The sequence below is a fragment of the Streptomyces sp. NPDC110618 genome (assembly GCF_055657065.1).
The window spans coordinates 83,029-108,003 of record NZ_JBVKBN010000003.1 but is presented as its reverse complement, the minus strand read 5'-3'; the positions used below and the strand labels follow the sequence as shown (position 1 = coordinate 108,003).

General features: G+C 72.1%; 25 protein-coding genes and 1 CRISPR repeat array. Of the genes, 7 read left to right on the top strand and 18 right to left on the bottom strand.

Annotated features, from left to right (window positions below):
* Nucleotides 1-58 precede the first annotated feature (58 nt).
* Both ACZ7L7_RS07015 and ACZ7L7_RS07010 read right to left on the bottom strand, forming a co-directional pair.
* The gene (locus ACZ7L7_RS07015; RefSeq protein WP_453599588.1) at nucleotides 59-814 is read right to left on the bottom strand and encodes a ferredoxin reductase; all 756 of its coding nucleotides are present in this window, start codon (nucleotides 812-814) and stop codon (nucleotides 59-61) included.
* The gene (locus ACZ7L7_RS07010; protein WP_472075180.1) at nucleotides 807-1,412 is read right to left on the bottom strand and encodes a sulfite oxidase-like oxidoreductase; all 606 of its coding nucleotides are present in this window, start codon (nucleotides 1,410-1,412) and stop codon (nucleotides 807-809) included. The genes ACZ7L7_RS07015 and ACZ7L7_RS07010 overlap by 8 nt, the downstream gene beginning before the upstream one ends.
* Before the next feature lie 157 nt (nucleotides 1,413-1,569).
* On the opposite strand from ACZ7L7_RS07010, the gene ACZ7L7_RS07005 reads away from it, so the two are divergent.
* Nucleotides 1,570-2,280, top strand: a complete 711-nt coding sequence (locus tag ACZ7L7_RS07005; protein ID WP_472075178.1) for a GNAT family N-acetyltransferase — start codon at nucleotides 1,570-1,572, stop codon at nucleotides 2,278-2,280.
* Here ACZ7L7_RS07005 and ACZ7L7_RS07000 read toward each other — a convergent pair.
* Nucleotides 2,277-2,717, bottom strand: a complete 441-nt coding sequence (locus ACZ7L7_RS07000) for a MarR family winged helix-turn-helix transcriptional regulator (RefSeq protein ID WP_285512118.1) — start codon at nucleotides 2,715-2,717, stop codon at nucleotides 2,277-2,279. The two genes, ACZ7L7_RS07005 and ACZ7L7_RS07000, sit on opposite strands and share 4 nt — an antisense overlap.
* A 199-nt stretch (nucleotides 2,718-2,916) precedes the next feature.
* Between ACZ7L7_RS07000 and ACZ7L7_RS06995 the strand changes: the two genes are divergently transcribed.
* Entirely contained in the window at nucleotides 2,917-3,711 is a 795-nt protein-coding gene (locus ACZ7L7_RS06995) for a putative protein N(5)-glutamine methyltransferase (RefSeq protein WP_471592239.1), read from the top strand.
* A 24-nt stretch (nucleotides 3,712-3,735) separates the two neighbouring features.
* Here ACZ7L7_RS06995 and ACZ7L7_RS06990 read toward each other — a convergent pair whose 3' ends face one another.
* Both ACZ7L7_RS06990 and ACZ7L7_RS06985 read right to left on the bottom strand, forming a co-directional pair.
* Entirely contained in the window at nucleotides 3,736-4,404 is a 669-nt protein-coding gene (locus tag ACZ7L7_RS06990) for a hypothetical protein (RefSeq protein WP_453599596.1), read from the bottom strand.
* A 92-nt stretch (nucleotides 4,405-4,496) separates the two neighbouring features.
* On the bottom strand, nucleotides 4,497-6,638 hold the full coding sequence (locus tag ACZ7L7_RS06985; RefSeq protein WP_471592240.1) for a SpoIIE family protein phosphatase: 2,142 nt from the start codon (nucleotides 6,636-6,638) through the stop codon (nucleotides 4,497-4,499).
* Nucleotides 6,639-6,907: 269 nt separating this feature from the next.
* Between ACZ7L7_RS06985 and ACZ7L7_RS06980 the strand changes: the two genes are divergently transcribed.
* The 4 genes from ACZ7L7_RS06980 to ACZ7L7_RS06965 all read left to right on the top strand — a co-directional run bounded on the left by ACZ7L7_RS06980 (nucleotide 6,908) and on the right by ACZ7L7_RS06965 (nucleotide 10,995).
* Entirely contained in the window at nucleotides 6,908-7,780 is an 873-nt protein-coding gene (locus ACZ7L7_RS06980) for a hypothetical protein (protein ID WP_471592241.1), read from the top strand.
* A 165-nt stretch (nucleotides 7,781-7,945) separates the two neighbouring features.
* Nucleotides 7,946-8,317 carry a hypothetical protein gene (locus ACZ7L7_RS06975; RefSeq protein ID WP_285512113.1) on the top strand — a complete coding sequence of 124 codons (372 nt, stop codon included), beginning with the start codon at nucleotides 7,946-7,948 and terminating at the stop codon, nucleotides 8,315-8,317.
* Nucleotides 8,318-8,404: 87 nt separating this feature from the next.
* Complete coding sequence (locus ACZ7L7_RS06970) at nucleotides 8,405-10,420, top strand: 2,4-dienoyl-CoA reductase FMN-binding domain-containing protein (protein ID WP_471592242.1); 2,016 nt, start codon at nucleotides 8,405-8,407, stop codon at nucleotides 10,418-10,420.
* Between the two features lie 32 nt (nucleotides 10,421-10,452).
* Nucleotides 10,453-10,995, top strand: a complete 543-nt coding sequence (locus ACZ7L7_RS06965; protein WP_285512111.1) for a PadR family transcriptional regulator — start codon at nucleotides 10,453-10,455, stop codon at nucleotides 10,993-10,995.
* On the opposite strand, the gene ACZ7L7_RS06960 is transcribed toward ACZ7L7_RS06965, so the two are convergent.
* The 3 genes from ACZ7L7_RS06960 to ACZ7L7_RS06950 all read right to left on the bottom strand — a co-directional run bounded on the left by ACZ7L7_RS06960 (nucleotide 10,973) and on the right by ACZ7L7_RS06950 (nucleotide 13,427).
* Nucleotides 10,973-11,575: a DJ-1/PfpI family protein gene (locus ACZ7L7_RS06960; protein WP_285512110.1), complete on the bottom strand. Its 603-nt coding sequence runs from the start codon at nucleotides 11,573-11,575 to the stop codon at nucleotides 10,973-10,975. The genes ACZ7L7_RS06965 and ACZ7L7_RS06960 overlap by 23 nt on opposite strands.
* A 123-nt stretch (nucleotides 11,576-11,698) precedes the next feature.
* Nucleotides 11,699-12,241 (bottom strand): hypothetical protein, encoded by a 543-nt coding sequence (locus ACZ7L7_RS06955; protein ID WP_453599605.1) that lies wholly within the window; start codon nucleotides 12,239-12,241, stop codon nucleotides 11,699-11,701.
* 199 nt (nucleotides 12,242-12,440) lie between these two features.
* Entirely contained in the window at nucleotides 12,441-13,427 is a 987-nt protein-coding gene (locus ACZ7L7_RS06950) for a fibronectin type III domain-containing protein (protein ID WP_472075173.1), read from the bottom strand.
* A gap of 408 nt (nucleotides 13,428-13,835) precedes the next feature.
* Here ACZ7L7_RS06950 and ACZ7L7_RS06945 point away from each other — a divergent pair, with 408 nt between their 5' ends.
* Nucleotides 13,836-14,531 carry a glycoside hydrolase family 75 protein gene (locus ACZ7L7_RS06945; RefSeq protein WP_285512107.1) on the top strand — a complete coding sequence of 232 codons (696 nt, stop codon included), beginning with the start codon at nucleotides 13,836-13,838 and terminating at the stop codon, nucleotides 14,529-14,531.
* Nucleotides 14,532-14,561: 30 nt separating this feature from the next.
* Here the strand turns inward: ACZ7L7_RS06945 and ACZ7L7_RS06940 are convergent, their stop codons facing one another.
* From ACZ7L7_RS06940 to casA, 10 genes are all read right to left on the bottom strand, one after another.
* Entirely contained in the window at nucleotides 14,562-14,972 is a 411-nt protein-coding gene (locus tag ACZ7L7_RS06940; RefSeq protein WP_471592243.1) for a PTS-dependent dihydroxyacetone kinase phosphotransferase subunit DhaM, read from the bottom strand.
* Nucleotides 14,965-15,564, bottom strand: a complete 600-nt coding sequence (gene dhaL, locus ACZ7L7_RS06935; protein WP_285512105.1) for a dihydroxyacetone kinase subunit DhaL — start codon at nucleotides 15,562-15,564, stop codon at nucleotides 14,965-14,967. The genes ACZ7L7_RS06940 and dhaL overlap by 8 nt, the downstream gene beginning before the upstream one ends.
* Before the next feature lie 48 nt (nucleotides 15,565-15,612).
* Nucleotides 15,613-16,605 (bottom strand): dihydroxyacetone kinase subunit DhaK, encoded by a 993-nt coding sequence (dhaK, locus tag ACZ7L7_RS06930; protein ID WP_285512104.1) that lies wholly within the window; start codon nucleotides 16,603-16,605, stop codon nucleotides 15,613-15,615.
* A gap of 267 nt (nucleotides 16,606-16,872) precedes the next feature.
* Nucleotides 16,873-18,182: a CRISPR direct-repeat array (repeat unit 29 nt; unit sequence CGGTTCACCTCCGCCTGCGCGGAGCGCAC).
* An 18-nt stretch (nucleotides 18,183-18,200) separates the two neighbouring features.
* Nucleotides 18,201-18,518 (bottom strand): type I-E CRISPR-associated endoribonuclease Cas2e, encoded by a 318-nt coding sequence (gene cas2e / locus ACZ7L7_RS06925; RefSeq protein WP_472075170.1) that lies wholly within the window; start codon nucleotides 18,516-18,518, stop codon nucleotides 18,201-18,203.
* 23 nt (nucleotides 18,519-18,541) lie between these two features.
* On the bottom strand, nucleotides 18,542-19,546 hold the full coding sequence (cas1e, locus tag ACZ7L7_RS06920; protein ID WP_453599615.1) for a type I-E CRISPR-associated endonuclease Cas1e: 1,005 nt from the start codon (nucleotides 19,544-19,546) through the stop codon (nucleotides 18,542-18,544).
* Nucleotides 19,543-20,235: a type I-E CRISPR-associated protein Cas6/Cse3/CasE gene (gene cas6e / locus ACZ7L7_RS06915; protein WP_453599618.1), complete on the bottom strand. Its 693-nt coding sequence runs from the start codon at nucleotides 20,233-20,235 to the stop codon at nucleotides 19,543-19,545. Before cas6e ends, cas1e begins: the two co-directional genes overlap by 4 nt.
* Entirely contained in the window at nucleotides 20,232-21,110 is an 879-nt protein-coding gene (gene cas5e / locus ACZ7L7_RS06910) for a type I-E CRISPR-associated protein Cas5/CasD (protein WP_471592245.1), read from the bottom strand. The genes cas6e and cas5e overlap by 4 nt, the downstream gene beginning before the upstream one ends.
* Complete coding sequence (gene cas7e / locus ACZ7L7_RS06905; protein ID WP_472075167.1) at nucleotides 21,107-22,303, bottom strand: type I-E CRISPR-associated protein Cas7/Cse4/CasC; 1,197 nt, start codon at nucleotides 22,301-22,303, stop codon at nucleotides 21,107-21,109. Before cas7e ends, cas5e begins: the two co-directional genes overlap by 4 nt.
* Before the next feature lie 68 nt (nucleotides 22,304-22,371).
* Entirely contained in the window at nucleotides 22,372-23,118 is a 747-nt protein-coding gene (gene casB, locus ACZ7L7_RS06900; protein WP_472075165.1) for a type I-E CRISPR-associated protein Cse2/CasB, read from the bottom strand.
* An 83-nt stretch (nucleotides 23,119-23,201) separates the two neighbouring features.
* The gene (gene casA, locus ACZ7L7_RS06895; RefSeq protein ID WP_472075163.1) at nucleotides 23,202-24,791 is read right to left on the bottom strand and encodes a type I-E CRISPR-associated protein Cse1/CasA; all 1,590 of its coding nucleotides are present in this window, start codon (nucleotides 24,789-24,791) and stop codon (nucleotides 23,202-23,204) included.
* Between the last annotated feature and the right edge of the window lie 184 nt (nucleotides 24,792-24,975).

Below are 24,975 nucleotides of genomic sequence, written 5' to 3'. Positions count from 1 at the left end.
CTCCGAACGCGCCGAACGCGCCGAACGCGCCGCGCGGGACCGCGAGGGCCCCGTGCCCTCAGCCGAACCGTTCGATCCGGATCCGGTCCACCGGCTGCCCCGCAGCGACCAGCAGCCGCGAGGCGTGCTCGGCGAAGCCGTTGGAGCCGCAGACGTACGCCTCCCAGCCGCCGGACGGCCGCTCGGCCAGCAGGGGCGCGACATGGGCTGCCGACAGTCGCCCCACCGGCATGCCCGCCGGGGCGCTGCGGGTGAACACGGGGGTCGTCTCCGCGCCGTACTCCCGCGCGTAGATCAGCTCCTCGGGGCTGCGTGCGGAGACCAGGAGGCGCAGCGGCACGTCCAGGCCGCGGGCCCGGTGGTGGCGGACCATCGACATCAGCGGGACCACGCCCGACCCCGCGCCGATCAGCAGCGCGGGCCGGTCGCCGGGCCAGGCGAAGAAGCCGCTCAGCGGGCCGCGCACCTCCACCCGGTCGCCGGGCCGGGCCACCGTGTGGAACCAGCCGGAGACCTCGCCGCCCTCCACGTGGTCGAGGGTCAGCTCGATGTGCCCGGAGTCGTCGGGCGCGGACGCGATCGAGTAGTGCCGCTGGGCCGCGTAGCCGTCCTCGGCGGTCAGCCGCAGCATCAGGTGCTGGCCGGGCACATGTCCAGCCCAGGCGGGCACCGCCAGCCGGACGGTGGCCGCGCGCGGGGTCTCCGGGCGGATCCCGGCGACGGTGGCGGTCTGCCACGCCGTCGCGGCCTGTGCGCTGACCTCGATGCGGCCGGGTACGGCGAAGCGGGTCGGGGGGGTGAAGGTCTCAGTCACCGGAGTACCGCTGCTCCTCCCAGGGGTTGCCCCGGTCGTGATAGCCGTTGCGCTCCCAGAACCCCGGCTCGTCGTGGTCGAGGACGCGCAGGCCGGCGATCCACTTCGCGCTCTTCCAGAAGTACAGGTGCGGCACCAGCAGCCGCGCGGGGCCGCCGTGCTCCGGCGTGAGCGGCCGGCCGTCGTACTCCCAGGCGATCCACGCCCGCCCGCCGGTCAGGTCCGCGAGCGGCAGGTTCGTGGTGTAGCCGGTGTGCGCGTACGCCACGACATGGGTGGCCGACTCCAGCGGCCGGACCGCGTCCCAGAAGGCGTCCAGCGAGACACCGCCGAACCGCACCCCGAACTTCGACCAGCTGGTCACGCAGTGGATGTCGCCCTCGTACGCCGAGGCGGGCAGCGCGTGCGCCTCGTCCCAGGTCCAGGAGCGGGGCTCGGCGACCAGGCCGTCGACGCGGAACGTCCACTCCTCCGGCGCCAGGTCGGGTGTGACCTCGGCGGACAGGACGGGCCAGTCCTCGCCCGCGTCGTACTGGCCCGGTGGCAGGCCGGGGTTGTGGACGCGCGGGCGCCCGGTGAAGCCTCGGGTGACATGCATGCCGGTGGTGCCTCCAGACCGCCGTGCGCGACGGCCGTGCTCAGTACGTTGCCGCTTCAACCGTACTGGTCCGGTCGCCGGGGAATAGCCGCGGGCCGATCCCGCTTGATCTTCTACGGCAGCACGGCTTCTGCGACGGCTACGAGAGAGGGAGCACATGTCCGAGGCGGACGACCGGGTCCTCGACAACCCGGCCCTGGCGGCGCTCACCGGCCCGCACGCCCATTTCGCCGAGCGGCGCGGCCGGGTGCTGCGCTACCCGGTGGAGGTGTCGCCCTGGGTGGCTCTGCCCGACGAGCCGGACGCGTCGGACTGGGCGGATGTCGCCGCGCTGGCCGGTCCCGGCAACGAGGCGCTGATGATGGGGTTCCGGGGCCGGACACCCGAGGGCTGGGGAACCGTCTTCCGCGTCGACGGCGTGCAGCTCGTCGGCCCGGACGTGGCCGGTGCCCCGGACGAGGAGGCCGTGCTGCTCGGCCCGGCCGACGTGCCCGAGATGCTCGATCTGGTCGCCCGGACCCGCCCCGGACCGTTCCTGCCCCGCACCCTGGAAATGGGCACCTACCTGGGCATCCGCCGGGGCGGCGACCTCGTCGCCATGGCGGGGGAGCGGGTGCGCCCGCCGGGCTGGACCGAGATCAGCGCGGTCTGCACCGACCCCTCCGTACGCGGCCAGGGCCTCGCCCGACGCCTCGTGCTGGCCGTCGCCCACGGCATCCAGGAACGCGGCGAGCGGCCCTTCCTGCACACCGGCGCCGACAACACGGGCGCGATCAAGCTCTACGAGTCCCTCGGCTTCCGGCACCGGCGCGAGATCCTCTTCCTCGGCACACGAGTGCCGGACGACCTGATGGAGCCCGTGGGCTAAAGGGAGGGCCGGCGGGCGTTGTAGCGGACCAGGTATCCGGCGAAACGCTCCAGGTCCTCCTCCGGCCAGTCCGCGAGCCGTTGCCCTACGACCTCCCGGCGCCGCTCGGTGACCCGGGCGAGCAGCCGCCGCCCAGCGTCCGTGAGCCGCAGGACCTGCACCCGGTGATCGTGCGGGTCCGGCTCCCGTCCGATCAGCCCGTCGCGCTCCAGCGCCGCCACCTGACGGCTGACCGTGGACTTGTCCAGGGCGTAGTGCTCGGCGAGGTCGGTGGCCCGGCACCCGCCGCTCTCCTCCAGATGCCCGAGGAGGGTGTACGACACCAGCGACAGCTCCGGGTGCATCCGGCCCGCCGAGGCGCGGGCGCGGCGGGCGAAGGCGGTCATCTCGCGCTGGATGGTCTCCACAGCGGTGTCCGAAACGTCCCTCGCGCTCATGGTTGCAGAGTACAACTCGGCGCGCGGCGTGATCGCTGGGGTACTCTGGCGGCCCGTCCGCGGAGCGTCCCGGACGTGGTGAGCCGAGGGGGTGAGACCCATCACCGCAGTGTCGGGTCGGGTGCTCTCCCCGCGTATCGGTGCGGTCGCCGGTTGCCGGTGACCGCGGGAGTGCCCTTCGGATCGCGAAAGGCTCCCTTTGTCCTCCCCTTCTGTTCCTGAGAGTCCAGCTCCCGCGGGCGTCGTCGCCGCGCTGCGCGCCGCGGGCTGCGTCTTCGCCGAGGAGGAAGCCCGGCTGCTCACGGCCACGGCTTCAGGACCGGCGGAACTGGCCGCCATGGTGGACCGGCGCACGGCCGGCCAACCCCTCGAACTCGTCCTCGGCTGGGCCGAGTTCAGCGGCCTGCGCATCACCGTCGAACCCGGCGTCTTCGTACCCCGCCGCCGCACCGAGTTCCTCGTCGAACAGGCCCTCGCCCAGGTCCCCGACGCCCGCGTCGTGGTCGATCTGTGCTGCGGCTCGGGCGCGGTGGGCGCCGCCCTCGCCGCCGCGCTGGGCCGTGTCGAACTGCACGCCGCCGACATGGACCCGGCCGCCGTGCGCTGCGCCCGCCGCAACGTCGCGCCGTACGGCGGCCGGGTGTACACCGGTGACCTCTTCCGGGCCCTGCCCGCCGAACTGCGGGGCCGCGTCGACATCCTCGCCGCCAACGTCCCCTACGTCCCCAGCGGCGAGGTCCCCTTGCTCCCCGCCGAGGCCCGCGACCACGAACCCCTCACCGCTCTGGACGGCGGCCCCGACGGACTCGCCCTCCTGCGCCGTGTCACGGCGGAGGCCGTCCACTGGCTGGCCCCGGGCGGCTGCCTGGTGGTGGAGACGAGCGAGCAGCAGACCCCGGCGGCGGTCGAGGCGTTCCGCCGGGGCGGCCTGACACCGCGCCCGGTGGTCTGCGAGGAACGGTATGCGCAGGTGGTGGTGGGGACGGTGGTGTAGCGGACGGGACCGGGCGGGGGAGGCTCAGGCCGCTCCCCGCCATGGCATCATCCGGCCCGGTCCGTCGTCGTCACCGTCACCGTCGTCGTGCCACGGCATCTCGTGCCGCCGCTCCCCGGCGTCCCGTTCCTCCCAGTCCCCGGCGAAGACCCGGTCCGCCGTCCGGTCGCCGCCGTCGGAGCGGGTGCCGGACAGGTACACGTCGTCGCCGTCCTTCAGGGCCCCGGAGTCGCCCCGCTTGCGGACGGCCGTGTCGGAGTCGACCCTCCAGGCCCACTCGGTGCCGTCCTCGCTGCGGACGGTGACCTGGTCGCCGTCCACCTCCTCGACCGTGCCGCGCTGCCAGACGCGGACGATCCACTCGTCGCCGTTCTCCGGGTCCTTGACGGTGGCTTCGCCGTGCACCCCGCCGCCGTGCAGGCCGAACCACGGGCCGTGGCGGTGCCGTTCGCCGGGGCGGTCGGAGGGGTCCGAGGACGCGGAGGGGGTGACGGAGCCCTCTGAGCCGTCCGAGGTGGCGGCGTAGGCGACGGTGCCACCGAGCGCGAGGACCGCGACGGCGGTCGCCGCGGTGACGGTACGCGCGCGGGCGGAGCGCTGGCGCCACAGGCCGCGCGGCCGGTCGTCGGACGGCCCGTGCGCGAGGACCTCGCCGGGCGCGGTGGTGGGTTCCTGGTCCGGATCGTGTGTCATGGCTCGCTCCCTCGGCCACAGCGGCCCGGCCGTCGTCCGGTACCGCGCCTGGCTGTGATTGTGCGAGGGGAGCGATAAGAGGCCCGTAATCGTCAGCTGTGAATCGGCCCGCCCGGTGGTACGGCCCGCGCGATGAGCAGCGCGACGTCGTCGGAGTTGTCGGGCTGGTGCAGGGTGCGCAGCAGCAGGTCGCAGACCTCCTCCAGCGGCCGGTCGGGGCCTTCGAGCAGGTTCAGGAGCGCGTCCAGGCGTTCATCCAGAGGGTGTTGGCGGGTCTCGACCAGGCCGTCGGTGTAGAACACCAGCCTGTCGCCGGGCTCCAGCGTCACGGTGGTGGTGGAGAAGGCGACCCCGCCCACACCGAGCGGTGCCCCGGTGGGCAGGTCCAGCAGCTCCGGCGGGTGCCCCTCGCGGACCCGGACCGGTGGCAGGTGCCCGGCGTTGGCGATCCGGCACGCGTGCTCGTGCGGGTCGTGGACGGCGAACACACAGGTGGCGATGGGGTGGTCCAGGCCTTCGGTCGTACGGTCCAGGTGCTCCAGCAGCCGCGCCGGTTCGAGGTCGAGGGAGGCCAGGGTGTTGCTGGCGGTCCGCAGCCGGCCCATGGTCGCGGCGGCGTTCACCCCGCTGCCCATCACATCACCGACGACCAGCGCGGTCTTCCCGCCCTCCAGCGGGATCACGTCGAACCAGTCGCCGCCGACCTCCGCCGTGGCCCCCGCGGGCTGGTAGCGGGAGGCGACCTCCAGGCCGCCCGTCACCGACGGATGACTGGGCAGCAGACTGCGCTGCAGGGTCAGCGCGGTGTCGCGGGCGTTCTGGTACCAGCGGGCGTTGTCGATCTGCACCGCGGCCCGCGCCGCCAGCTCCCGGGCGAGCAGCAGGTCGTCGGGGCCGAAGGGCAGCGGGTTGGTGGTCCGTTTCAGATCGAGGGCGCCCAGCACCTCGCCACGCGCGATGAGCGGCACCGCGAGATACGAGTGCACCCCGGCCCTGCCCAGCTGCTCCGCCGCCTCCGGGGAGCGGGCGATGAGGGGCAGGTCCGGTGCCTGTACCTCCGCCAGCATGACCGGGCTGCCGGTGCGCACGCACCGCGTGACCAGCCGGTCGGGCGCGTACCGGGCGATCTGGCCGGGCGGGTCGGCGGCGTCCAGCGCCTCCGAGGGCCCGTCGGCCTGCACCGCCAGCGCGCGGATCACGGCATGCTCGGCGGGGCCGAGGCTGGTGCGCCGGCCCTCCACCACCGCGTCCAGCAGGTCGACGGCCGCGATGTCGGCAAGTTCGGGCACCGCCACGTCGGCGAGTTCGTGCGCGGTGCGGCCCAGTTCCAGGGTGGTGCCGATACGCGCGGAGGCGTCCGCGATCACGGCCAGGCGCCGGCGCGCGGCCTCCGCCTCGATATGGGCCCGGTGCTGCTCGGTGATGTCCACGACCGAGACGGCCACGCCGAGCACGGTCCCGATGGCGTCCTCCAGCCGGTACATCGACACCGACCAGGCGTGGTCCGCGTCCGGGTCGGCCGGGGTGCGTCCGACGGTCGACTTGTCGATGAAGGGCTCCCCGGTCTGCAGCACCCGCCGCATCGCGGACTCCAGAGCGGCGCTGTCCAGGCCCGGCAGGACCTCGGCGACGGTGCGGTCCAGGTGTTCCTTGGCAGGGACGCCGTTGATCCGCTCCATCGTCGGGTTGACGGAGACATAGCGCAGCTCGGTGTCGAGGACCGCGAGTCCGATGGGCGACTGCGCGACCACCCGCGTGGCCAGTGCCACGTCCCGTTCCAGGCGCCGCACGGTCGACTGGTCGGCGGCCAGGCCGAGCGCGTAGACGTTCCCCTCGGCGTCCAGCAGCCGCTGGTTGCGGAACTCCACCAGCCGGGTGCTGCCGTCCTTGTGGCGGATCGGGAAGGCCCCGGCCCAGCTCTCGCCGGTCTCCATGACATCGGCGAACAGCTGCACCACCAGATCGAGGTGCTCCTCGTGGATCATCAGCCGGACGGCGGAGCGGCCCAGCGCCTCCTTGGCGGTGTAGCCGAAGAGCTCCTCCGCCTGCGGGCTCCACAGCATGATCTTGCCCTCGGTGTCCAGCACCACCGAGGCCACGCCCAGCACGTCCAGCAGTCCGCTGGGGCTCACGGGACCGCGTACCGGCTCCGGGCCCGGCGCGTTCGCGCGCACCGGCCCGTCTCCCGGCAGCGGTCCTTCGCCCCGGGCCACGGGAGATCCGGTTGAAGCCATCCCACGCACCGCCTTCGCCCTTTTCCTCGCGCGGCACGCCGTCCCCCGTGCCGACTCCCCTTGTTCTACCGCGTTCAACCGTCTCCGTGACCTCTCGCGGCGCTCACCTCCACCATCCCTCAACACGGGGCCGGGCGTCCGGGGAAGCGCCGGGAAGCCGCCCGGGGTGTTTCCCTACAGGTCAGGGATTGGTCTGTACATGACCACGTGATCGCGTCACACTGTCCGCCGAATACGCGCACCCACCCCCCAATCAGAGGAGTCGGTTCATGCCCCTGCGCGCCCGGCGGCGCCGTCGTGCCGTCCTGTCCGGCCTCGTCGCCCTCGCCAGTGCCGCCGTCCTGTCCGCCGCCCCGCCCGCCTCCGCCGCGGACCCCTGGAACGAGGTCGGCTCCGACCGTGCCGACCCGCTCACCGAGAGCCAGGGCCTGGCCTCCGTCGAGGTCCCGGCGAACAGCCCCAACCGCTACACCGGTATCGGCACCATCCCCTTCGGTCTGCTTACCCGAGGCTGGAACCACGTCGGCGACCCGGACGCCTCGTACAACGGCTACTACATCGAGCCCTACCAGGCCGACTCCGGCACCGCGAAGATGTTCCGGGTGCAGGCACCGGGCGGCGCCTGGTCGGAGTACGTGCACACGCTGAGCAGCGGTGAGGCGCTGAACAACTCCTGGGTCGCCATTACTGCGAACGGTCAGTGGATGCTGGCGGGGGAGTGGGGCACCATGAACCGCCTGCTGGTCTTCCCCACCCCGGGCGTCAACTCCAGCACGTCCCCCTCGGCGAACCTGCCGCAGGCGTCCACCGTCCACCTCGACCGCCCGGTGCGGGACGTGCAGGGCTGCGACTTCTCCGGCCCGACCACCCTGCTGTGCTCCTCCGACGACCCCGCCGGAACCCTGTTCGGCATGACCAAGCCGCTGCTGCAGATCGACCTGTCGGCCGAACCCGGCTCCTCGGACGTCAACGGGCGGGTCACCGCGCTGCGCCAGCTCCCCCTGCGCAGCGGCTGCTCCGGCAATTTCGAGGCGGAGGGCGTCGACTACGACCGCCGTACCGGGACCCTGCGGGTGATCGTGGTCTCGCCGGGCTTCTGCGTGCTGACTGACAGCAAGACCTACCGCTTCGTCCGGGGCTGAGCCCGCGCTCCCTCCGGGGCCGAGCCGGCGAACAGCTCGGGCCTGACCCGGCGCCCCTCTCGGGGCTGTACATCCCGGAATGTAGTGGTTTTCTGGGAGTGCGACACGGTGTCGCGGGGGAACCCGTCGCGATGCCGCGGCGCGGCCCCGAGAGGAGCGATCACGATGGACAAGGAACATCTGCACCCGGAATCCGTCTCCGTGGAGATCAGCGGATGCAGCAAGGAGGACGCCCGGATCGTGTTCGACGCCCTGTGCGCGTCCTTCACCTCCGACCGGTGCTCCGACGACGTCCCCGAGGACTGGCACGAGACCCGGCCGACGGTGTGGCTGGGCACCTTCGACGTCTCCCACCCGCACCAGGGCAGCCAACCCGCCGGACGGCTGTCGGCCTCCGTCGAGGCCGATGTGCAGGGCGGGTACTGGGCCATCGACCGCTTCCGCACGACGCTGCACGACCTGTTCCGGGTGCACGACCTGGCCACCACCTCCGGTGACCAGGAGCGTGAACTGCACGTACGGCTGGAAAGCCGGTGACCTGGGTCTCTCCGTTGTGCAACTAGTTGCATAAACCGTGCGCGGTCCTCTACAACAAGGAGGACGACACCGCGCACGGAGGGGCCCATGAGCCGTTACCCGAACCTGCTGAACCCGCTCGACCTGGGCTTCACCACCCTGCCCAACCGCGTCCTGATGGGTTCCATGCACGTGGGCCTGGAGGAGGCCGAGCGCGGCTTCGAGCGCATGGCCGCCTTCTACGCCGAACGCGCGCGCGGCGGCGTCGGCCTCATCGTCACCGGCGGCATCGCCCCCAACGACGAGGGACGCCCCTACGAGGGCGGCGCCAAGCTCACCACCGAGGAGGAGGCCGAGCAGCACCGCGTCATCACCGACGCCGTGCACGCCGAGGGCGGCCGGATCGCCCTGCAGATCCTGCACTTCGGCCGGTACGCCTACCACCAGGACCTGGTCGCGCCGAGCCCGATCCAGGCCCCGATCAGCCCCTTCCCGCCCCGCGAACTCAGCGACGCCGACGTCGAGCGGACCGTCGAGGACTACGCCCGCGCCGCCCGCCTCGCCCGGCAGGCCGGCTACGACGGCGTGGAGATCATGGGCTCCGAGGGCTACCTCATCAACGAGTTCATCGCCGCCCGCACCAACCAGCGCACCGACCGCTGGGGCGGCTCGTACGAGAACCGGATGCGCTTCCCGGTGGAGATCGTGCGCCGGGTGCGCGAGGCCGTCGGCGAGGACTTCATCATCGTCTACCGGCTGTCCATGCTGGACCTGGTGCCGGGCGGCTCCACCCTGGACGAGGTGATCACCCTCGCCAAGGCGATCGAGGCCGCCGGGGCGACCATCATCAACACCGGCATCGGCTGGCACGAGGCGCGGATCCCCACCATCGCCACCTCCGTGCCGCGCGGCGCCTACACCTGGGTCACCAAGCGGCTCATGGGCGAGGTGTCCGTGCCGCTGGTGACCACCAACCGCATCAACACCCCCGAAGTCGCCGAGGAACTCCTCGCCGGCGGCTACGCGGACATGGTCTCCATGGCCCGCCCGATGCTCGCCGACCCCGACTTCGTCAACAAGGCCGCCGAGGGCCGCCCCGAGGCCATCAACACCTGCATCGGCTGCAACCAGGCCTGCCTCGACCACACCTTCAGCGGCAAGATCACCTCCTGCCTGGTCAACCCGCGCGCCTGCCACGAGACCGAACTGGTGCTCTCCCCGACCCGGCTGCGCAAGCGCGTCGCCGTCGTCGGCGCGGGCCCGGCGGGACTCGCCTGCGCGGTCACCGCCGCCGAACGCGGCCACGCCGTCACCCTCTTCGACGCCGCCGCCGAGATCGGCGGCCAGCTCAACGTCGCCCGCCAGGTCCCCGGCAAGCAGGAGTTCGACGAGACCCTGCGCTACTTCCGCCACAAGCTCGACGAGCAGGGCGTGGACGTACGGCTCAACACCCCCGTCGAGGCCGCCGACCTGGCCGACTACGACGAGGTCGTCGTCGCCACCGGCGTCGCCCCGCGCACCCCGGACATCCCCGGCGTCGACCACCCCAGCGTCGTCGGCTACCTCGACGTCCTGCGCGACAAGGTGGAGGTGGGGAAGCGGGTCGCGATTCTCGGCGCCGGAGGCATCGGCTTCGACGTCGCCGAGTACCTCACCGACGCCGGCGACAAGGCCAACGAGGACCCCGAGACGTACTTCCGCCACTGGGGCGTGGACACCTCCTACGAGGGCCCCGGCGGACTCGGCACCCCCGAGCGGCCCGAGCCGCCGCGCACCGTCCACCTGCTCCAGCGCAAGACCACCAAGGTCGGCGCGGGCCTGGGCAAGACCACCGGCTGGATCCACCGCACCGAGCTCAAGCACCGCGGCGTCACCATGGTCCCCGGCGTGCGCTACGACCGCATCGACGACGCCGGACTGCACCTCACCGTCGGTGAGGAGAGCACGGTCCTGCCCGTCGACACGATCGTGCTGTGCACCGGCCAGGAGCCGCGCCGCGACCTGTACGAGGAACTGGTGGCCGCGGGCCGCGGCGCGCACCTGATCGGCGGCGCCGACGTGGCCGCCGAACTGGACGCCAAGCGCGCCATCAAGCAGGGCACGGAGGTCGCGGCGGCGCTCTGAGCGGCGGCGGTGGGGGTCCCTAGGATGACGTCATGTCACTCCCGCACGCGATCCTCACCGCCCTGCTCGAAAAGCCGTCCTCGGGCCTGGAGCTGACCCGCCGCTTCGACAGGTCGATCGGGTACTTCTGGTCCGCGACGCACCAGCAGATCTATCGCGAGCTGGGAAAGCTGGAGGCCGACGGACTGATCCGCACCCTCCCGTCCGAGCAGCCGGCCCGCGGGCAGAAGAAGAGCTACGAGGTCCTGCCCGCGGGCCGCGCCGAACTGGCCCGCTGGACGGCCGCCTCCCAGGACCCCAAACCGCACCGCGACAGCCTGCTGCTGCGGCTGCGCGCGGCGGCCGTGGTCGGCACCGAGGGCATCGAGGACGACCTGCGCCGCCATCTCGACCTGCACCAGAAGCAGTTGGCGGAGTACCGGCGGATCGAGGAGCGCGACTTCCCGCCCGGAAAGGACGACCCCGAGGACCGGCTGCGGCACCTGGTGCTGCGGGCGGGCATCGACCTGGAGACCTTCTGGACGCAGTGGCTCAGCCACGCACTGGAGGAGTTCAGCGCACTGCCGCGGGCATGACCGCGCGCAGGGCACGCTCCACGGTCTCCTCGTTCTCCCCGACCGGCGCCACGTAGTCGAGCACCCCGCGCGCCGCCTGGGTACCGAGGAACCGGGTGATCACCCACGTGCCGAGGTACTGCGAGGCCAGACAGCCGCCCGCCGTGGCGATGTTGCCCTCGGCGTGGAACGGGGCGTCGAGCACGGTGACGCCCTCGGCCTCGACGTACGGCCTGGACTTGCCGTCCGTGCAGGCGGGCATGGACTCCAGCAGCCCGAGCCGGGCCAGCACCAGCGCCCCGGAGCACTGCGCGCCGATCAGCTGCCGCTCCGGGTCGAGCGGCAGCCGGGCGAGCAGCCGGTCGTCGGCGACCACGTCCCGGGTCCGCACCCCGCTGCCGATCAGCACCGCGTCGGCCTCGGGCACGAACTCCATCGGGCGCTGCCCGGTCACCTCTACGCCGTTCATCGACGTGACCACCGGCGTCGGCGTGGTGATGAACGCCTCCAGGCCGTCCTTGCGGCACCGGTTGACCAGCGCGGCGGCGATGAAGCTGTCGAGCTCGTTGAACCCGTCGAAGGTGACCACGGCTACCTGCATCACGACTCCTCGCGCGGACGGCACGGACCGGGTCAGTCTTCCCGGCCCGCCGTCGGGCGGTCGAGGGCCAATCGGCGACCGGTGGCACGCCGGGCGGCCGGAGGCCGTGCATGGGGCCCGGGGTCAGAGGCGGTACGGCTTCGAACGGCGGCGCAGGAACCACACCGTCGCCCCGGCCCCGGCGAGCACCAGAGCGCCGCCTCCGACCAGGGTGACCGTGCCGTAGTCCCGGGCGGCGCCGCCGAGACCGCCCATGACGCCGCGTGAGGGCGAGGCCGTGGCGGAGATGCTGGGCGAGGCCGGCGCGGAGACGACGACCGCCTGCGTGCCCGCGGTCTGGTTGTTGAACGCGCACTGCACGATGACGTTGTACGTGCCCGGGCTGACCCCGGTCCAGGCGGCGGACTGCTGGCTGGTCGTGCCGGACAGCGCGACTTGGCGGCCCTGGGCGAAGTTCGCCTGGCTGCTGGTGAGCAGCGAGGCGGTGCCCCAACTGCCGTTGGAGCTGGTCTGGCTGCACGCGGTGGTGACGACCGAGACCGTCGAGCCGCTGGTGCTCACCGAGATCCCGGACTGCGCGGCGGCGGTCGGGGCGGCCAGGGCGAGCGGCAGCGCGGCGGCGGCCACGGTCAGCCCCGAGCGGAGGAGTGGCGAAGAGTTGCGCATGTGGACTGCCCTCCGGCGGCACGGTTGGCGGAACATCCCTAGCGCCGCCGGGGGTGGGGAAACGCCCGTGCTGCCTCAGGGGCAGCCAACGTGCCCCCGGCTCCGCCCGCACGCGGACCGCCCCCGGGCAGGTGACGTATTCCATCGTCCGGCCCAGGAGGCGCGGCCAGGGCTGGCGCCGCTCACCGGCCTGTGCCGCTCAGCCTCCGGTCGTCACTGTCCGCTGCTCGGAGAACCCGCCCCAGGTTCCGTCCGGCAGCAGCGCCCGCACCCGCACCCGGTGCCTCGCCCCCGCCTCGGTGCCCGCGTAGAAGCTGTACTCGGCCCGCTCGCGCGGCGCGTCCCCGCCGAACACCACCGAGGTGGCCGCCCGTCCGTCGAGGTGGACCTCGTACTCCGTGACCACGCCGTCCGTGCGCGGCGGGACCCAGCTCAGGTCGATGTAGTACGCCCCGTCCGAGGCGTCGCGGTGGGTCGTGGCCCGGAACCCGGTCGGCGCGGTGCCGCGCCCGTCGTCCCGGCCCGGCGTGGTGAGCCGGAGCGCCGGGCTCGCCGGGGAGACGTTGTCGGCGGCGTCCCGGGCGCGCACGGTGAAGGAGTACCGCGTCCCCGGCCGCAGCCCGGTGACCACGGTCGCCGTCTGGTTCCCGCCCACACTGTGGATCTTCGAGCCGCCCTGATGGATGTCGTACGACACCACACCCCGGTCGTCCTTCGCCGCCGACCAGGACAGTTGCACCGCCCGGCTGCCCACCGCGCGCCCCCGCAGGCCGCCCGGCGCGGCCGGCGCGGCGCGGTCCGCAGGGCCCGCGGCGGGGGTGGTGGCACGGACCGGCCGGCTGGGCGGCCCGAGGCGGCCGTCCGTGTCACGGGCCCGGACGGTGAAGACGTAGGCCGTGGCGGGCCTGAGCCGGACGACGTCGACCATGTGCTCGGCGGCCGGGACCTCCTGGACCTTCCTGGAGCCGCGGTAGACCTCATAGCCCTCGATGTCCTCGCCCGGTACCGCGTTCCACATCACGTGCACGCTGGTCGCGCTGCCCGCCTCGGCCGTGACACCGCGCGGCGCGCCCGGCAGCGGGCCGTCGTCGGCCCCGCTCTGCCAGCCGCAGGAGGCGAGGAGGAGGAGCGCGCCGCAGAGCGCGGCGAGCCGGTAGGGACGGGCGGGGACGGGAACGGGTCGCACGACTCGGCCTCCCGGGGGACGGCGCCGCGTAGGCCGGGACACCGGCACGGCAATGGTCCGGACCAATATGACGCGACTGACGCGATCACATCAAGAGGGTGGTGTTGGTGACCTTTCGGGAGGGTTACGTATGCTGGCCGTCTCATGGCTGAACTTCCCTTGAGGGTGTGGGAGTTCATGCAGTTGGCGCGGACCGCTGTCGTCGCTGTTCCCGCGCCGGCCGTGCGCGGCCGGGAGGCCGGGCCGACACCGGATCGGCCTCCCGGCCGTCGCCGTTCCCCCCTGCTCCGTGCCGCCGCACGGGCGGCCTTTGTGCACCGTCTGGCCCCCGAATTGTGGCCGCGTGATCCACCAGCCACCAGATTGGGCTGAGTGTCCGTCAGCGCCCCACCGGAGAGGCCTCCTATCGTGCGTGTCAAGTCGATCGCGCTGGTCGCGGCCAGCGCCGCCCTGCTCGCCCCGACCGCCCTGCCTTCCCCGGAGCCCGGCACCGGGGCATGGCCCGCGGTCCGGCCGCAGGGCGAGGTCCGCGCCGCCGACCTGCTGGACAAGGTGCGCGACTGCACCCGGATCTCACGCGGGCTGTACCGCACGGACACCGGAAGACCCCCGACCGTCCCGATCTGCGGCACGCGGGACGCCGTGTTCTGGCAGGCCGACCTCGACATCGACTGCGACGGGCAGCCCGGACGCCGCTGCAACAGCGAGACCGACCCGTACTTCCACGACGCCACCGCCTTCCAGCAGTCCGACGGCCGCTATCTGAACGCCGAACACCTTCCGTACGTCGTCGTCCCCGCCCCCAGCCGCGTGTGGGACTACCGGGACCACGGCATCCGCGGCGGTTCGGTGGTCGCCCTCGTTCACCAGGACCGGGTGCGGTACGCCGTCGTCGGCGACGTCGGGCCGCAGGACATCATCGGCGAGGCCTCCTACGCGGCCGCCGAAGCGCTCGGCATCCACCCCGACCCGCACGGCGGCGGCACGCAGTCCGGCGTCACCTACATCGTCTTCAAGGACACCCGGGTGGAGCCGATCGAGGACCAGGAGGGCGCCGGGCTGGTGGGGGAGCGGCTGGCGCGCAAGTTCCTCAGCACGGACTGAGGGCCGCACCTCGCGGCAACCGGCTGACGGCTACACCTTGCGGTAGGTGTACGCCTCCTCCGCCGCCGCCCGTACGGCGGCGAGGTCCGCGCCCGTGGAGGCCGTGACGACCGCCGCCACCGCGCCCTCCACGAACGGGGCGTCCACCAGCTCGGTGTGCCCGGGGAGTTCGTCGCCCTCGGCCAGCAGCGCCTTCACGGTGAGGACCGCGCTGCCGAGGTCCGTGAGCACGGCCACGCCCGCGCCCCGGTCCACGGACGCGGCCGCCGCGGCGATCAGCTCGGAACTGGTGCCCAGACCGCCGCCCTCGGTACCGCCCGCCGGAGCGACCGGCACCGAAGTCGCGCCTCCTGCCAGCCCCTTCGCCAACTCGGCGACCGAGGAGGCCACTTCCGCGCTGTGCGACACCAGCACGACCCCGACGAGCCTGTCCTCACTCACCGTTCGCCTCCGCCAGCGCCGCGATCAGCAGGGCCGACGAGGTCGCCCCCGGGTCCTGATGCCCGATGCTGCGCTCACCGAGATAACTCGCCCGCCCCTTGCGGGCCTGCAGCGGAACCGTGGCCAGCGCCCCCTCCTCGGCGGCGGCCCGCGCCGCCCCGAACCCGGCGTCCAGCGCGTCCACGGCGGGCGACAACGCGTCGATCATGGTCTTGTCCCCGGGGGCCGCGCCCCCGAGCGTCATCACCGCCTCGACGCCCGTGCGCAACGCCGCCGTCAACTGCGCCTCGTCCACCTCGGTGGCATCCCCGAGCGCCTTGCCGGTCCGCCGCAGCAGCGTCCCGTACAACGGCCCCGAGGCCCCGCCGACGGTGGAGATCAACTGCCGCCCGGCGAGGACGAGAACAGCCCCCGGAGTGGCCGGCTCCTCCTTCTCCAGGGCCGCGCCCACGGCACGGAAGCCGCGCAGCAGATTGCTGCCGTGGTCGGCGTCGCCGATCGGTGAGTCCAGGGCGGTGAGCCGTTCCGCCTCACGTTCCACGGACGCGGCCGTCGCGGCCATCCAGCGGCGGAAGAAATCGGCGTCGAACACGGAATCTCCTTGCGTGGTAGGTACGTTGACTCCAGGGGCGCCGCCCCCTCACACGCCCCAGCGCAGCCCCGCCGTCCGCACCGGCGCGTTCCACAGCCGCAGCAGCTCCTCGTCGACCTGGCACAGCGTGACGGAGGCGCCGGCCATGTCCAGGGAGGTCACATAGTTCCCGACGAGCGTATGGGCGACGGCCACACCCCGCTCGCCGAGCACGCGCTGCACCTCGGCGTTGAAGCCGTACAGCTCCAGCAGCGGGGTCGCGCCCATGCCGTTGACTAGGACCAGCACGGGGTTGCGCGGCGTCATGTCCTCCAGGATCGCGTTCACCGCGAAGTCCGCGATCTCACCCGAGGTCATCATCGGCCGCCGCTCCCGCCCCGGCTCCCCGTGAATCCCGATGCCCAACTCCAGCTCACCGGAGGGCAGATCGAAGGTGGGACTGCCCTTGGCGTACGTGGTGCACGCGCTCAGCGCCACCCCGAAGCTCCGCGCACTCTCGTTCACCTGACGGGCGACGGCCTCCACTCGCTCCAGCGGCTGCCCCTCCTCGGCGGCGGCCCCAGCGATCTTCTCCACGAACAGCGTCGCGCCCGTGCCGCGCCGCCCGGCGGTGTACAGACTGTCGGTGACCGCGACATCGTCATTGACGAGCACCTTCGCCACCTGGATGCCCTCGTCCTCGGCGAGTTCCGCGGCCATGTCGAAGTTCAGCACGTCCCCGGTGTAGTTCTTCACGATGAACAGCACACCCGCGCCACTGTCCACGGCCGCCGCGGCCCGCACCATCTGATCCGGCACCGGCGAGGTGAACACCTCCCCCGGACAGGCGGCCGACAGCATCCCGGGCCCCACGAACCCGCCGTGCAGCGGCTCATGCCCCGACCCACCACCGGACACCAGCGCGACCTTCCCGTCGACCGGCGCGTCCCGCCGCACGATCACTCGGTTCTCCACGTCCACGACCAACTCGGGATGAGCGGCCGCGAGGCCCCGCAGCGCGTCCGCGACTACGGTCTCCGGGACGTTGATCAGCATCTTCATAGGTGTCTCCTAGGGAGCCCAGCAGGCGGCTTGCCTGCATATTCGCTGGTCAGAGTAGATGTCGACAGATATCGATCTTGGGTGGTCCGTAGCGCTCGTATGCGGTCTCGCGGTGCTAAGGCTGGCTCAATGCTGGCGTTGATGACGGTCTATCAGCTCCTTGTGCATGCTTGGCCGGGCTACCGCAGGAACTCCATAAGGGCAGTATCGGCCTTGCGATCGGGAAGGTCACGTGGGCCGCCGCGTCGAAGGGCTGGGGAGTATCTGCGGTTCACCTCCGCCTGCGCGGAGCGCACCGCGCCGTGCATCTCTGGCCATGGGTTCTCCGCGGTTCACCTCCGCCTGCGCGGAGCGCACGACCGCAGCCAGCGAGACAGCTCCAGGACGGCCGGTTCACCTCCGCCTGCGCGGAGCGCACACGGTGAACGCCCCGCCGCGGCCGGCTAGCGACGGTTCACCTCCGCCTGCGCGGAGCGCACGCGCTGGTGCATGGCGTCGAGCAGGTCGGTGGCGGTTCACCTCCGCCTGCGCGGAGCGCACTCCAGCCGCCACTCGCGGGCAAGCTCGTTCTCCGGTTCACCTCCGCCTGCGCGGAGCGCACGTGACCGTGACCTATGGGCCGGGCCGCTACGCCGGTTCACCTCCGCCTGCGCGGAGCGCACCCCCGGGGCCGGTTTTGGGCTGCCGGTTCCGCCGGTTCACCTCCGCCTGCGCGGAGCGCACTGGTACAAGAAGAAGCGGACCTGGGTCGGGGCCGGTTCACCTCCGCCTGCGCGGAGCGCACCCGTACCAGCCGAACCGGTCGCCCCACCGGTTCGGTTCACCTCCGCCTGCGCGGAGCGCACTTGAGGAGCGGAAGCCGGTCCAGCAGGGACGGCGGTTCACCTCCGCCTGCGCGGAGCGCACGCTGGTGGTCGGCTCGGATCACAGGTCGTCGCCGGTTCACCTCCGCCTGCGCGGAGCGCACAAGCGCGTGTACAGCCTCTCCGACGACCACGGCGGTTCACCTCCGCCTGCGCGGAGCGCACGGCACCCAGATGGACCGGCCCTTCGACGACATCGGTTCACCTCCGCCTGCGCGGAGCGCACGACCGAACGCAACCGCGGCCGCCGCAAGGTTGCGGTTCACCTCCGCCTGCGCGGAGCGCACAACCGCCCGGTGCGGATGCGGTACGCGGACTGCGGTTCACCTCCGCCTGCGCGGAGCGCACGGCACCCATGCGCCGTGCTCGCTGCGGGATGCCGGTTCACCTCCGCCTGCGCGGAGCGCACATGAACTCAGAGCCTGCGAACATCTCGTACGGCGGTTCACCTCCGCCTGCGCGGAGCGCACTCCGGGGAGAACGGGTCCGGGTCCGGCGCCGGCGGTTCACCTCCGCCTGCGCGGAGCGCACTCCAGGGCCCGCGTCTTGCCGCTGCTGATGTCCGGTTCACCTCCGCCTGCGCGGAGCGCACCAGCGTAAACAGGTCCCCGCCTGCAACTCCAGCGGTTCACCTCCGCCTGCGCGGAGCGCACAGGTGCCCGAGCCGGGAGCCGTTCCACCCGGCCGGTTCACCTCCGCCTGCGCGGAGCGCACCCTTTCCGACCTGCAGTTCTATTGGGGCTTTGCCTCTTCTTGACCTGTGGGTAGGCGTTGGAAGGCGATGAGGGTGAGGCCGTCGAAGTCGAGGGGGTTGCGGCGTTGGGGGCCGGCTGTGTGGAGGGTGAAGCCTTGTTCGTTGGCTGCGGGGTAGGCCAGGACGGCGCTGCCTTCGGTGAGGCAGGCGGTGAGGTTGTTCCAGAGTTCTGTGCGGACGCGGGCGGAGATGGTGCCGATGTAGAGGGTGGGCGTGACTTCGAGGAGCCAGCGGGTGAGGGCGCCGCGGAGGTGGTCGGGGACGGCGGTGGCGGAGAGGACGGTCATGGTCGGCATGAGGCGCGGCACTCCTCGCGCAGTCAGGGGGTGGGATCGGGGGCGTGGTTGGTGCCGCCCGGGATGGGGCCGGTGACGGGGTCCCAGAGGTCGATGAGTTGTTCGCCGAGGGTTTCGTCGGGGTCGGGTGGTGCGGTGTCGGGGGCGAGGAGGGTCTGGACGTCGCGGACGATGCGGGGCATGAGGCGGAAGAGGCGGAGGCCGTCGCGGAAGGAGCGGCGGGCTTCTGACTCGGGCTGGGTGGAGGCGTTCAGGGAGAAGGCCAGGGGGATGGTGAGTTCGGCCTTGTAGAGGTCGGCGATGTCGTAGACGAAGGCCTGCTGGTTGCCGCTGTGGACGAACCCGAGGGCGGGGGAGCAGCCGAGGGCGACGACGGCGGCGTGGACGATGCCGTACAGGCAGGTGTTGGCCGCGGACAGGGCGAGGTTGACGGGGTCCTGGGTGTCCCAGGAGTCGGGGTCGTAGGAGCGGCGGAAGCGTCCGATGCGGTGTTGTTGGGCGAGGAGTTTGTAGAGGGCCTTGACGCGTTGGCCTTCGAGTCCGCGGAGCTGTTGGAGGGTTGCTCCGGGTGGGGACTGGCCGGGGCCGAAGCGGTGTTCGTACATGGCGGTGGCGACGGCGAGGCGGCGGGTGTCGTCGGCCCAGGCGCGGGCTTGGTGTTCGAGCCAGGTGGTGGTGAGGGAGCCGGGGACGGTGGCGGCGTAGCAGCGCACGCCGCCCATTCCGGTGACGAGGACGGTGGTGCCGTGGCGGGCGAAGGTGGCCAGTGCGGGGGCGGTGATGGAGGTGCCGGGGCCCAGCAGGACGCAGGCGAGGGAGGCGGTGGGGAGGTACACGGTTTCGCTGCCGCGTTGCTGAGTGGTGACCTCCGCGCAGACGCCGGTGTCGTCCTGGTGGACACGGACGATGTCGAGGTAGAGGAAGGACAGGCTGTCGACGACGCGGGGCAGCATGGCGACCGTGGGGGCGGCGAGACGACGACGGCCCCCGCTGTTGCGGTCGGGTGCCGTGGTGGTGGGGCCGGTCATGCGGGGGCCGGGGCTGGGGCGATGCTGAGGAGACCGCAGCCGTATGCCTTGCCGCGCCCGATGCCGTTGCGGATGGCGGTGCGCAGCAGGTCGGGATCGATGACGGCGGCGGTTCCGTCGAAGCGGACGCGGTGGTGGTGGATGCGGTTGCTGTTCCTGGCGCGGTCGGCCGGGGCGGTGCCGGCGGGGTACTGCCGGTCGCGTGCGGCGTCGACGGGCCGGGAGTGCAGGGTGAGGACCTTGAGCCCCGCGTTGTCGGCCTGGCGCTGCCACCAGTCGTCCGCGGCGGCACCGTTGAGGGGGACGACGGCGGGGAGGTTGTAGTGGGCGCGAGTGGTGTGACCGGGCTTGCGCACCGGGGAGGCGGTGCAGCGGAAGTGCAGGGTGAGTCCGGGTTCCAGGGCGTCGAGGAGGTCGGCGAGGGGGCGGGTGGTGAGGGTGCCGTACTGGGCGGGGAGGCGGCGGGGGTCGGGGGGCTGGTTGGACTGCATGAGCAGATGGCTGCCGCGGGGGGTGTCCTCGACACGGAACAGGATGCCGAAGTGGGCGCGGGCCTGCTCGGCGACGCCGTCGGGAAAGAGGGACATCACACGGCGGTGCAGGGAGCCGTGGTGGGTTCCGGCGCCCAGCTCCTGCTGGGCCTGGCGGGAAGCCGGGTGAGGAGTGAGACGGGTGAGGTAGAGGGTCACTGGACGCTTCCTTCCGGAGCGGGGCCGACGGCAGGGGCGTAGGTGGGTGAGGTGTAGGCGGCCAGACCGGTGAGCTGGCCGGCGCCGTATCCCGCGCAGTGCGAGACAGGCAGGGCCAAGGTGCGGCGGTAGAGGGGGCGGGCGCGATAGCGGCGGTGTCGCGAGGTGAAGTCGACGGGGTCGTCCAGCACGGTGGAGTGCTCCTGGCCGGCGTCGTCGTTGCCGAGCGGACTGGCGGGTGCGGGTAGTTCGGACAGCGGCCTGTCCGACAGGAACAGCACCGGGACCGTGGGTTCGTCGCTGTCGCCGTCGCCGTCGTCGCTGGTGCGGGGGGCCGGGAGGGCGAGGGGGAGGTGGACGAGGTCGTGGAAGGCGTCGGCACTGCGGCCGAGGAAGAGAGGACCAGCTGGGGGACAGGCACGGCGGCCCAGGTAGAGCGGCCAGCGGGGGGACTGCAGAGCGTCGGCCCAGGCGGTGGGGGGCTCGCTGTCGTCGGGCAGGGTGAGGGCGACGGTGAAGGCCGCGTCCTCCAGATACCAGCGGGTGCTGGTGAGGGTGGAGGTGTCGCTGCTGCGCCGCTTTCCCTCGGCGGTGACGACCGTGCGGTCTGCGGACAGGCCGCCGCCGATGGTGTGGAAGTCCCGCAGCCGACTGCCCGGGCGGTCGACGCGGACGGTGACGGACAGGGCGAGGTCGTCCAGGTCGTGGTGGCGCGGTCGGCCCAGGGCTGCGGCCAGGAGGCCGGTCAGGGCGGACCGGGTGGGGAAGGCCAGAGTGTCGCGGTCGTTGAAATGGCTGTGCTCGCCCCAGGACTGGAGCGGTCCTGCCAACCGCAGCAGCAGGCCTGGCACGTGGGTCCGGTACGACGTGGTCACGCGGCGCTGTCCTCGTGGTCGGCGGTCACCGTGTAGCTGACGGCGTCGGAAATGAGCGCGTCGAGGCTGTCGAACCGGGTGCCCAGGCTGTCGGGCAGGTCCTTGACCTCCGGGCTGGTCCAGCCGCGGGAGATGAGGTGGCGCGTGCCGAGGAACGAACCGGTTGCGGCGGCGTACTCGGCGAGGGCGTCGACGGCGGGGGCGGCGTTGCCGCCGTGGGAGCCGGGTCGTACGGGCTGTTCGAAGGCGGCGGCGAAGGAGACGGGACGGTCACCGCGCACGGCGAAATGCACCAGGTGAGGCAGAGTGTGCGGGGCGGTGGAGTTCTTCTTGGCCGCCGGAACGGCCAGGGTGAACGCGGTCAGGAAGCCGGTGAGGACTTCCTCGACGTCGGAGGGGGAGCCGTGGGCGGCGAGGTTGCGGGTCAGCTCGTCGAGGTCGACGGTGGCGTAGCGGTAGAACGTGCCCGCGCTGAACTCCGCGTGGCCCATGTGCGCGCTGCCGGTCGCATCCTGCCATGCGGTGGTGAGGTCGTCCACGGCGGTGAAGTAGTCGAGATCCGCGTCGGCCTCGTGGGTGGTCATGGCATGGGCGACCTGGACGGCGCCGTCGACTCCGGCGCGGTCGATCTCGGCGAGCATCCGTCCGAACAGGTTGATTACGTCGTTGCGGCTGCGGAGGATCGCGTCCACGGCGTCCTTGGGCAGGACGGAGGCCTTGGCGTCGCCGTTCTTCGTGATGTCCTTCGCGGTCTCCAGCGTCTCGCGGTGTTCCTCGGCGAGGTCGGCGAGTTCGGTCACGGCGGCGCGCGGGACGTAGATCATCGCGTTCGTGATCACATGGTTGGGCACGGCTGTCTTGCGCTGTCCCTCCTCGCGCTGCTCCAACTCGAACTTGCCCACGGAGGCGGCGATGTGCGCGCCCGCCCGCTCGGCCTGTCCCAACGCCCAGCCACGCTCGACGAGTTCACGTGTGACGGCCTCACAGATGCGGCGTGTGCGCAGCGTGCTGTTTCCGGTGATCCGCTCGAACTCGACGCGGGCGGCCCGCTTCCAGCACTGGCTGCTGACGCGGGTGCGCAGCTTCGCCCCGTACAGGACGGTCTTGACGGAGTTCGTGTCGTCGCGGTTGAGGTTCGCGAAGGGAACGGACTGGACGATGTGGATGTCGAGGAAGCGCGGGCGTACAGGCATGATGGGTCCCCTCGGGGTGTGGGCGGGTCCAATTGGCCCTGTTGGCTTGGTGGTTGCGCGGAAAGAGGTCAGTCGCTGGCGTCTGTCCCGTCGCTGTTCTCGTCGCTGTTCTCTTCGTCGCGTCGGCGGGCGGCGGCTTCGGAGGCGGCGTGCCGGATGCGGTAGTAGTCCTGGAGCCAGCGCCGGGAGATGGTCTTGGAGTACCGCGGCCAGGCCATGAGATCGGCGAGCAGACCGGCGAAGTCGACATCGGCGTCGTTGTCGCGCAGCAGGCGTACAGCGGCGGGCAGATGACGGTGGAGGCCGTCCAGGCCCTGCCGGGTCAGGAGGTTCAGGCGTGCCTCAGCCGTGTCCTCCCGCAGCCCGCCTGCCTGCCCGCCGCGGACGGTGGTGGCATGGGCGAACGATGCGCCGAGGCTGACACGGGAGCGCAGGGCCGAGCCTGGCTGGTTGTGCGCCGAGTCCGATTCGACGAGTTCTGGCGGCACGGGTGCGTTCCCTGGCGCGGGAGTCGCGTTGTGGTTGTCGGGGGCAGGGTATTCCTCGTTGTCCGCCCGACTGTTGAAGGTGTGCCGGGGACTGTCGGCGATCATGGCGGCCACCGCGTAGTAGGCGCGTTCCTCGGCCTCGCCACGCCGGTCGGGGAGCCAGGGCGCGACGATCCGGTGCATTGGCTGCACACCGTCCAGGCCGCGCCGCAGCCCTCGGCGCAGGGCCACGCGTACGCCGGGATCCTCACCGCACCTCTTGGTGATCGCTTGCACGTACTTCCGGTAGAGCTCGTATCCGGTGGTGGACGGGGCGGTGGTGGTCATCACGAATCCTTCTGGGACGGCCGCCGTCGGTGTGCGGGGCCAAGGTCTGTCGAGGCAGGAGCGCGTGAACGAGGAGGAGCGCGTCAAGCGCGGGCGCGGCGATTGCCGCCGTACAACTCGACGCGCGCGTCGGCCACGGCACGCGCACCGCGCTGGGAGTGGCAGACCGGGTCGGTGACCGTCGTGTAGGCCTGTTCCGCGATCCGCAGAAACTTCCGCCGGACGACGGCACGGTCGAGTCCGGCGTCGACGAGGAGGGTTCCGGTGCGGTCCAGCGCCCCGAATTGCGACCAGAACTCGTCCTCGGCCCGCGGCCAGTACAGGGCGGCTGCCCGCTCCGCCCAGCTTTCCGCTTCCCTGGACTTGGGATCGTTGGCGTAGAGCTGGCAGGCACGGCGCACGGCGTACTCGACGCGCCGCCCGAACATCTCGCCCGTGCGCCGCAGCCAGCCGACCGCCGAAGTCGTAGCCGGGTTCGACTCCTCCGCGAAACCCAGGACCGGCGGGGTCAGGCCGGAGACGAACTGCCGGTCCTTGGCCTGTCCGTCCTGCTCGAAGCCGAGGGCACGCACCGCCAGCGGTGTGTCCAGCACGTCGGAGATTTCCTGGGCGTGGGAGAAGACCTCGGGGCGGTGAGCCTGAGCGGTCCCGACAGGGTCGTGCAGGAGGAGCGCGTCGATGTCCCGCCACAGGGCACGTCCGGAATCCGCTGGCCGCGGGTAGGCGTTGCCCTGCTGGCTGGTCTGCCAGATCAGGAACGGGTCGTTACGCGGCAGACGGCCGTCACGATAGGCCCAGGTGATGAAGGCATCCGACACGACGTGCTCGTTGTTCGGGTCGGGTACGAGGAGCAGGGCGTGCTGGGAGACCGCGGTCAACCGCGAGCAGGGCCCCAGCACAGGGGGAGGCGGCGCATCCGGGTCGGGCAACTCGTCCCACTCCCACATGCAGCGGTCCTGTGTACGCCGCACATGAGGGTCCGGCCGCAGTAGGCCGGCCAGGAGGGTTTCGAACAGGGTGGAACCCACGGGGTGGTAGGACAGTGCGCCGCGCAGCGGGCCCGCCTTCATGTTCGCGCTGGCCTTTCCGCCGACGGTGCGGGCCGAACCGCGGCCGGAGGGGCCGTAGTAGTGCCAGGTGAGCAGGCTCAGGGCGGCCTCGCCCGCAGGGACGGGGTCGGGGGCGCCGTCCTGCACGTGCGTGAACCAGGAATGATTGTTGCCGGACGGCCGGGTCGGCACCAGCTTGTTGACCCCGGCCGAACGCGCCGGATCGCACTGCTCGGAGAGCCGCGGATCCTGCATCCAGGGCCGCTCGCCGAACAGGTCCAACCGGTGGGCCCAGGCGTCGAGGTATGCGGCAATGCCGTCGGCCGGTAACCGGCCCGAGTCCAGGATCTCCAGTCTGCGTTCGGACCAGTCCATGCCGGATCCGTCGTCGTCCTCGTCGAGGCCGCACACCCTGGCGGTGAACGCGTACAAGACGCGTAGCACGGCGGAGTGGGCGGGGGGTTCGGCGATGGCGAGCCCGCTGATCTCGTGGCTGCGCTCCAACAGGGTGCGCAGACCGACCAGGGGCGGCCGGTCCTCGCCGGTCGACTGAGCGGACGGTGTCCACAGGACCGGCAGCCATGGAGCTGCGTGAAGAGGAAAGGCGGGCACCGCGAGGATCACGCTCCTGAGGAGAACGGGGTTGGCACAATGGGGGTGAGCGCTCCGCGCGAGCGGGGGTGCACCGAGTGTGTTGTGCAGCGCCTTGTCGGCGCCTCGCTCATTGCCCGCCCGGGCGGGCTTGTCGGGCCTTCCCCTCCGGTTCTGGATCGGTGGGGGAGGCTCGTTTTCATCCTGGAAGAGTGTG

Bases quoted from the DNA above. Each gene is read 5' to 3' on its own strand.
- ACZ7L7_RS07010 (WP_472075180.1), bottom strand. From the start codon at position 1,412: ATGCATGTCACCCGAGGCTTCACCGGGCGCCCGCGCGTCCACAACCCC.
- ACZ7L7_RS07005 (WP_472075178.1), top strand. From the start codon at position 1,570: ATGTCCGAGGCGGACGACCGGGTCCTCGACAACCCGGCCCTGGCGGCG.
- ACZ7L7_RS07000 (WP_285512118.1), bottom strand. From the start codon at position 2,717: ATGAGCGCGAGGGACGTTTCGGACACCGCTGTGGAGACCATCCAGCGC.
- ACZ7L7_RS06990 (WP_453599596.1), bottom strand. From the start codon at position 4,404: ATGACACACGATCCGGACCAGGAACCCACCACCGCGCCCGGCGAGGTC.
- ACZ7L7_RS06985 (WP_471592240.1), bottom strand. From the start codon at position 6,638: ATGGCTTCAACCGGATCTCCCGTGGCCCGGGGCGAAGGACCGCTGCCG.
- ACZ7L7_RS06980 (WP_471592241.1), top strand. From the start codon at position 6,908: ATGCCCCTGCGCGCCCGGCGGCGCCGTCGTGCCGTCCTGTCCGGCCTC.
- ACZ7L7_RS06975 (WP_285512113.1), top strand. From the start codon at position 7,946: ATGGACAAGGAACATCTGCACCCGGAATCCGTCTCCGTGGAGATCAGC.
- ACZ7L7_RS06970 (WP_471592242.1), top strand. From the start codon at position 8,405: ATGAGCCGTTACCCGAACCTGCTGAACCCGCTCGACCTGGGCTTCACC.
- ACZ7L7_RS06965 (WP_285512111.1), top strand. From the start codon at position 10,453: ATGTCACTCCCGCACGCGATCCTCACCGCCCTGCTCGAAAAGCCGTCC.
- ACZ7L7_RS06960 (WP_285512110.1), bottom strand. From the start codon at position 11,575: ATGCAGGTAGCCGTGGTCACCTTCGACGGGTTCAACGAGCTCGACAGC.
- ACZ7L7_RS06955 (WP_453599605.1), bottom strand. From the start codon at position 12,241: ATGCGCAACTCTTCGCCACTCCTCCGCTCGGGGCTGACCGTGGCCGCC.
- dhaK (WP_285512104.1), bottom strand. From the start codon at position 16,605: ATGAAGATGCTGATCAACGTCCCGGAGACCGTAGTCGCGGACGCGCTG.
- cas2e (WP_472075170.1), bottom strand. From the start codon at position 18,518: ATGCCGACCATGACCGTCCTCTCCGCCACCGCCGTCCCCGACCACCTC.
- cas1e (WP_453599615.1), bottom strand. From the start codon at position 19,546: ATGACCGGCCCCACCACCACGGCACCCGACCGCAACAGCGGGGGCCGT.
- cas7e (WP_472075167.1), bottom strand. From the start codon at position 22,303: ATGCCTGTACGCCCGCGCTTCCTCGACATCCACATCGTCCAGTCCGTT.
- casB (WP_472075165.1), bottom strand. From the start codon at position 23,118: ATGACCACCACCGCCCCGTCCACCACCGGATACGAGCTCTACCGGAAG.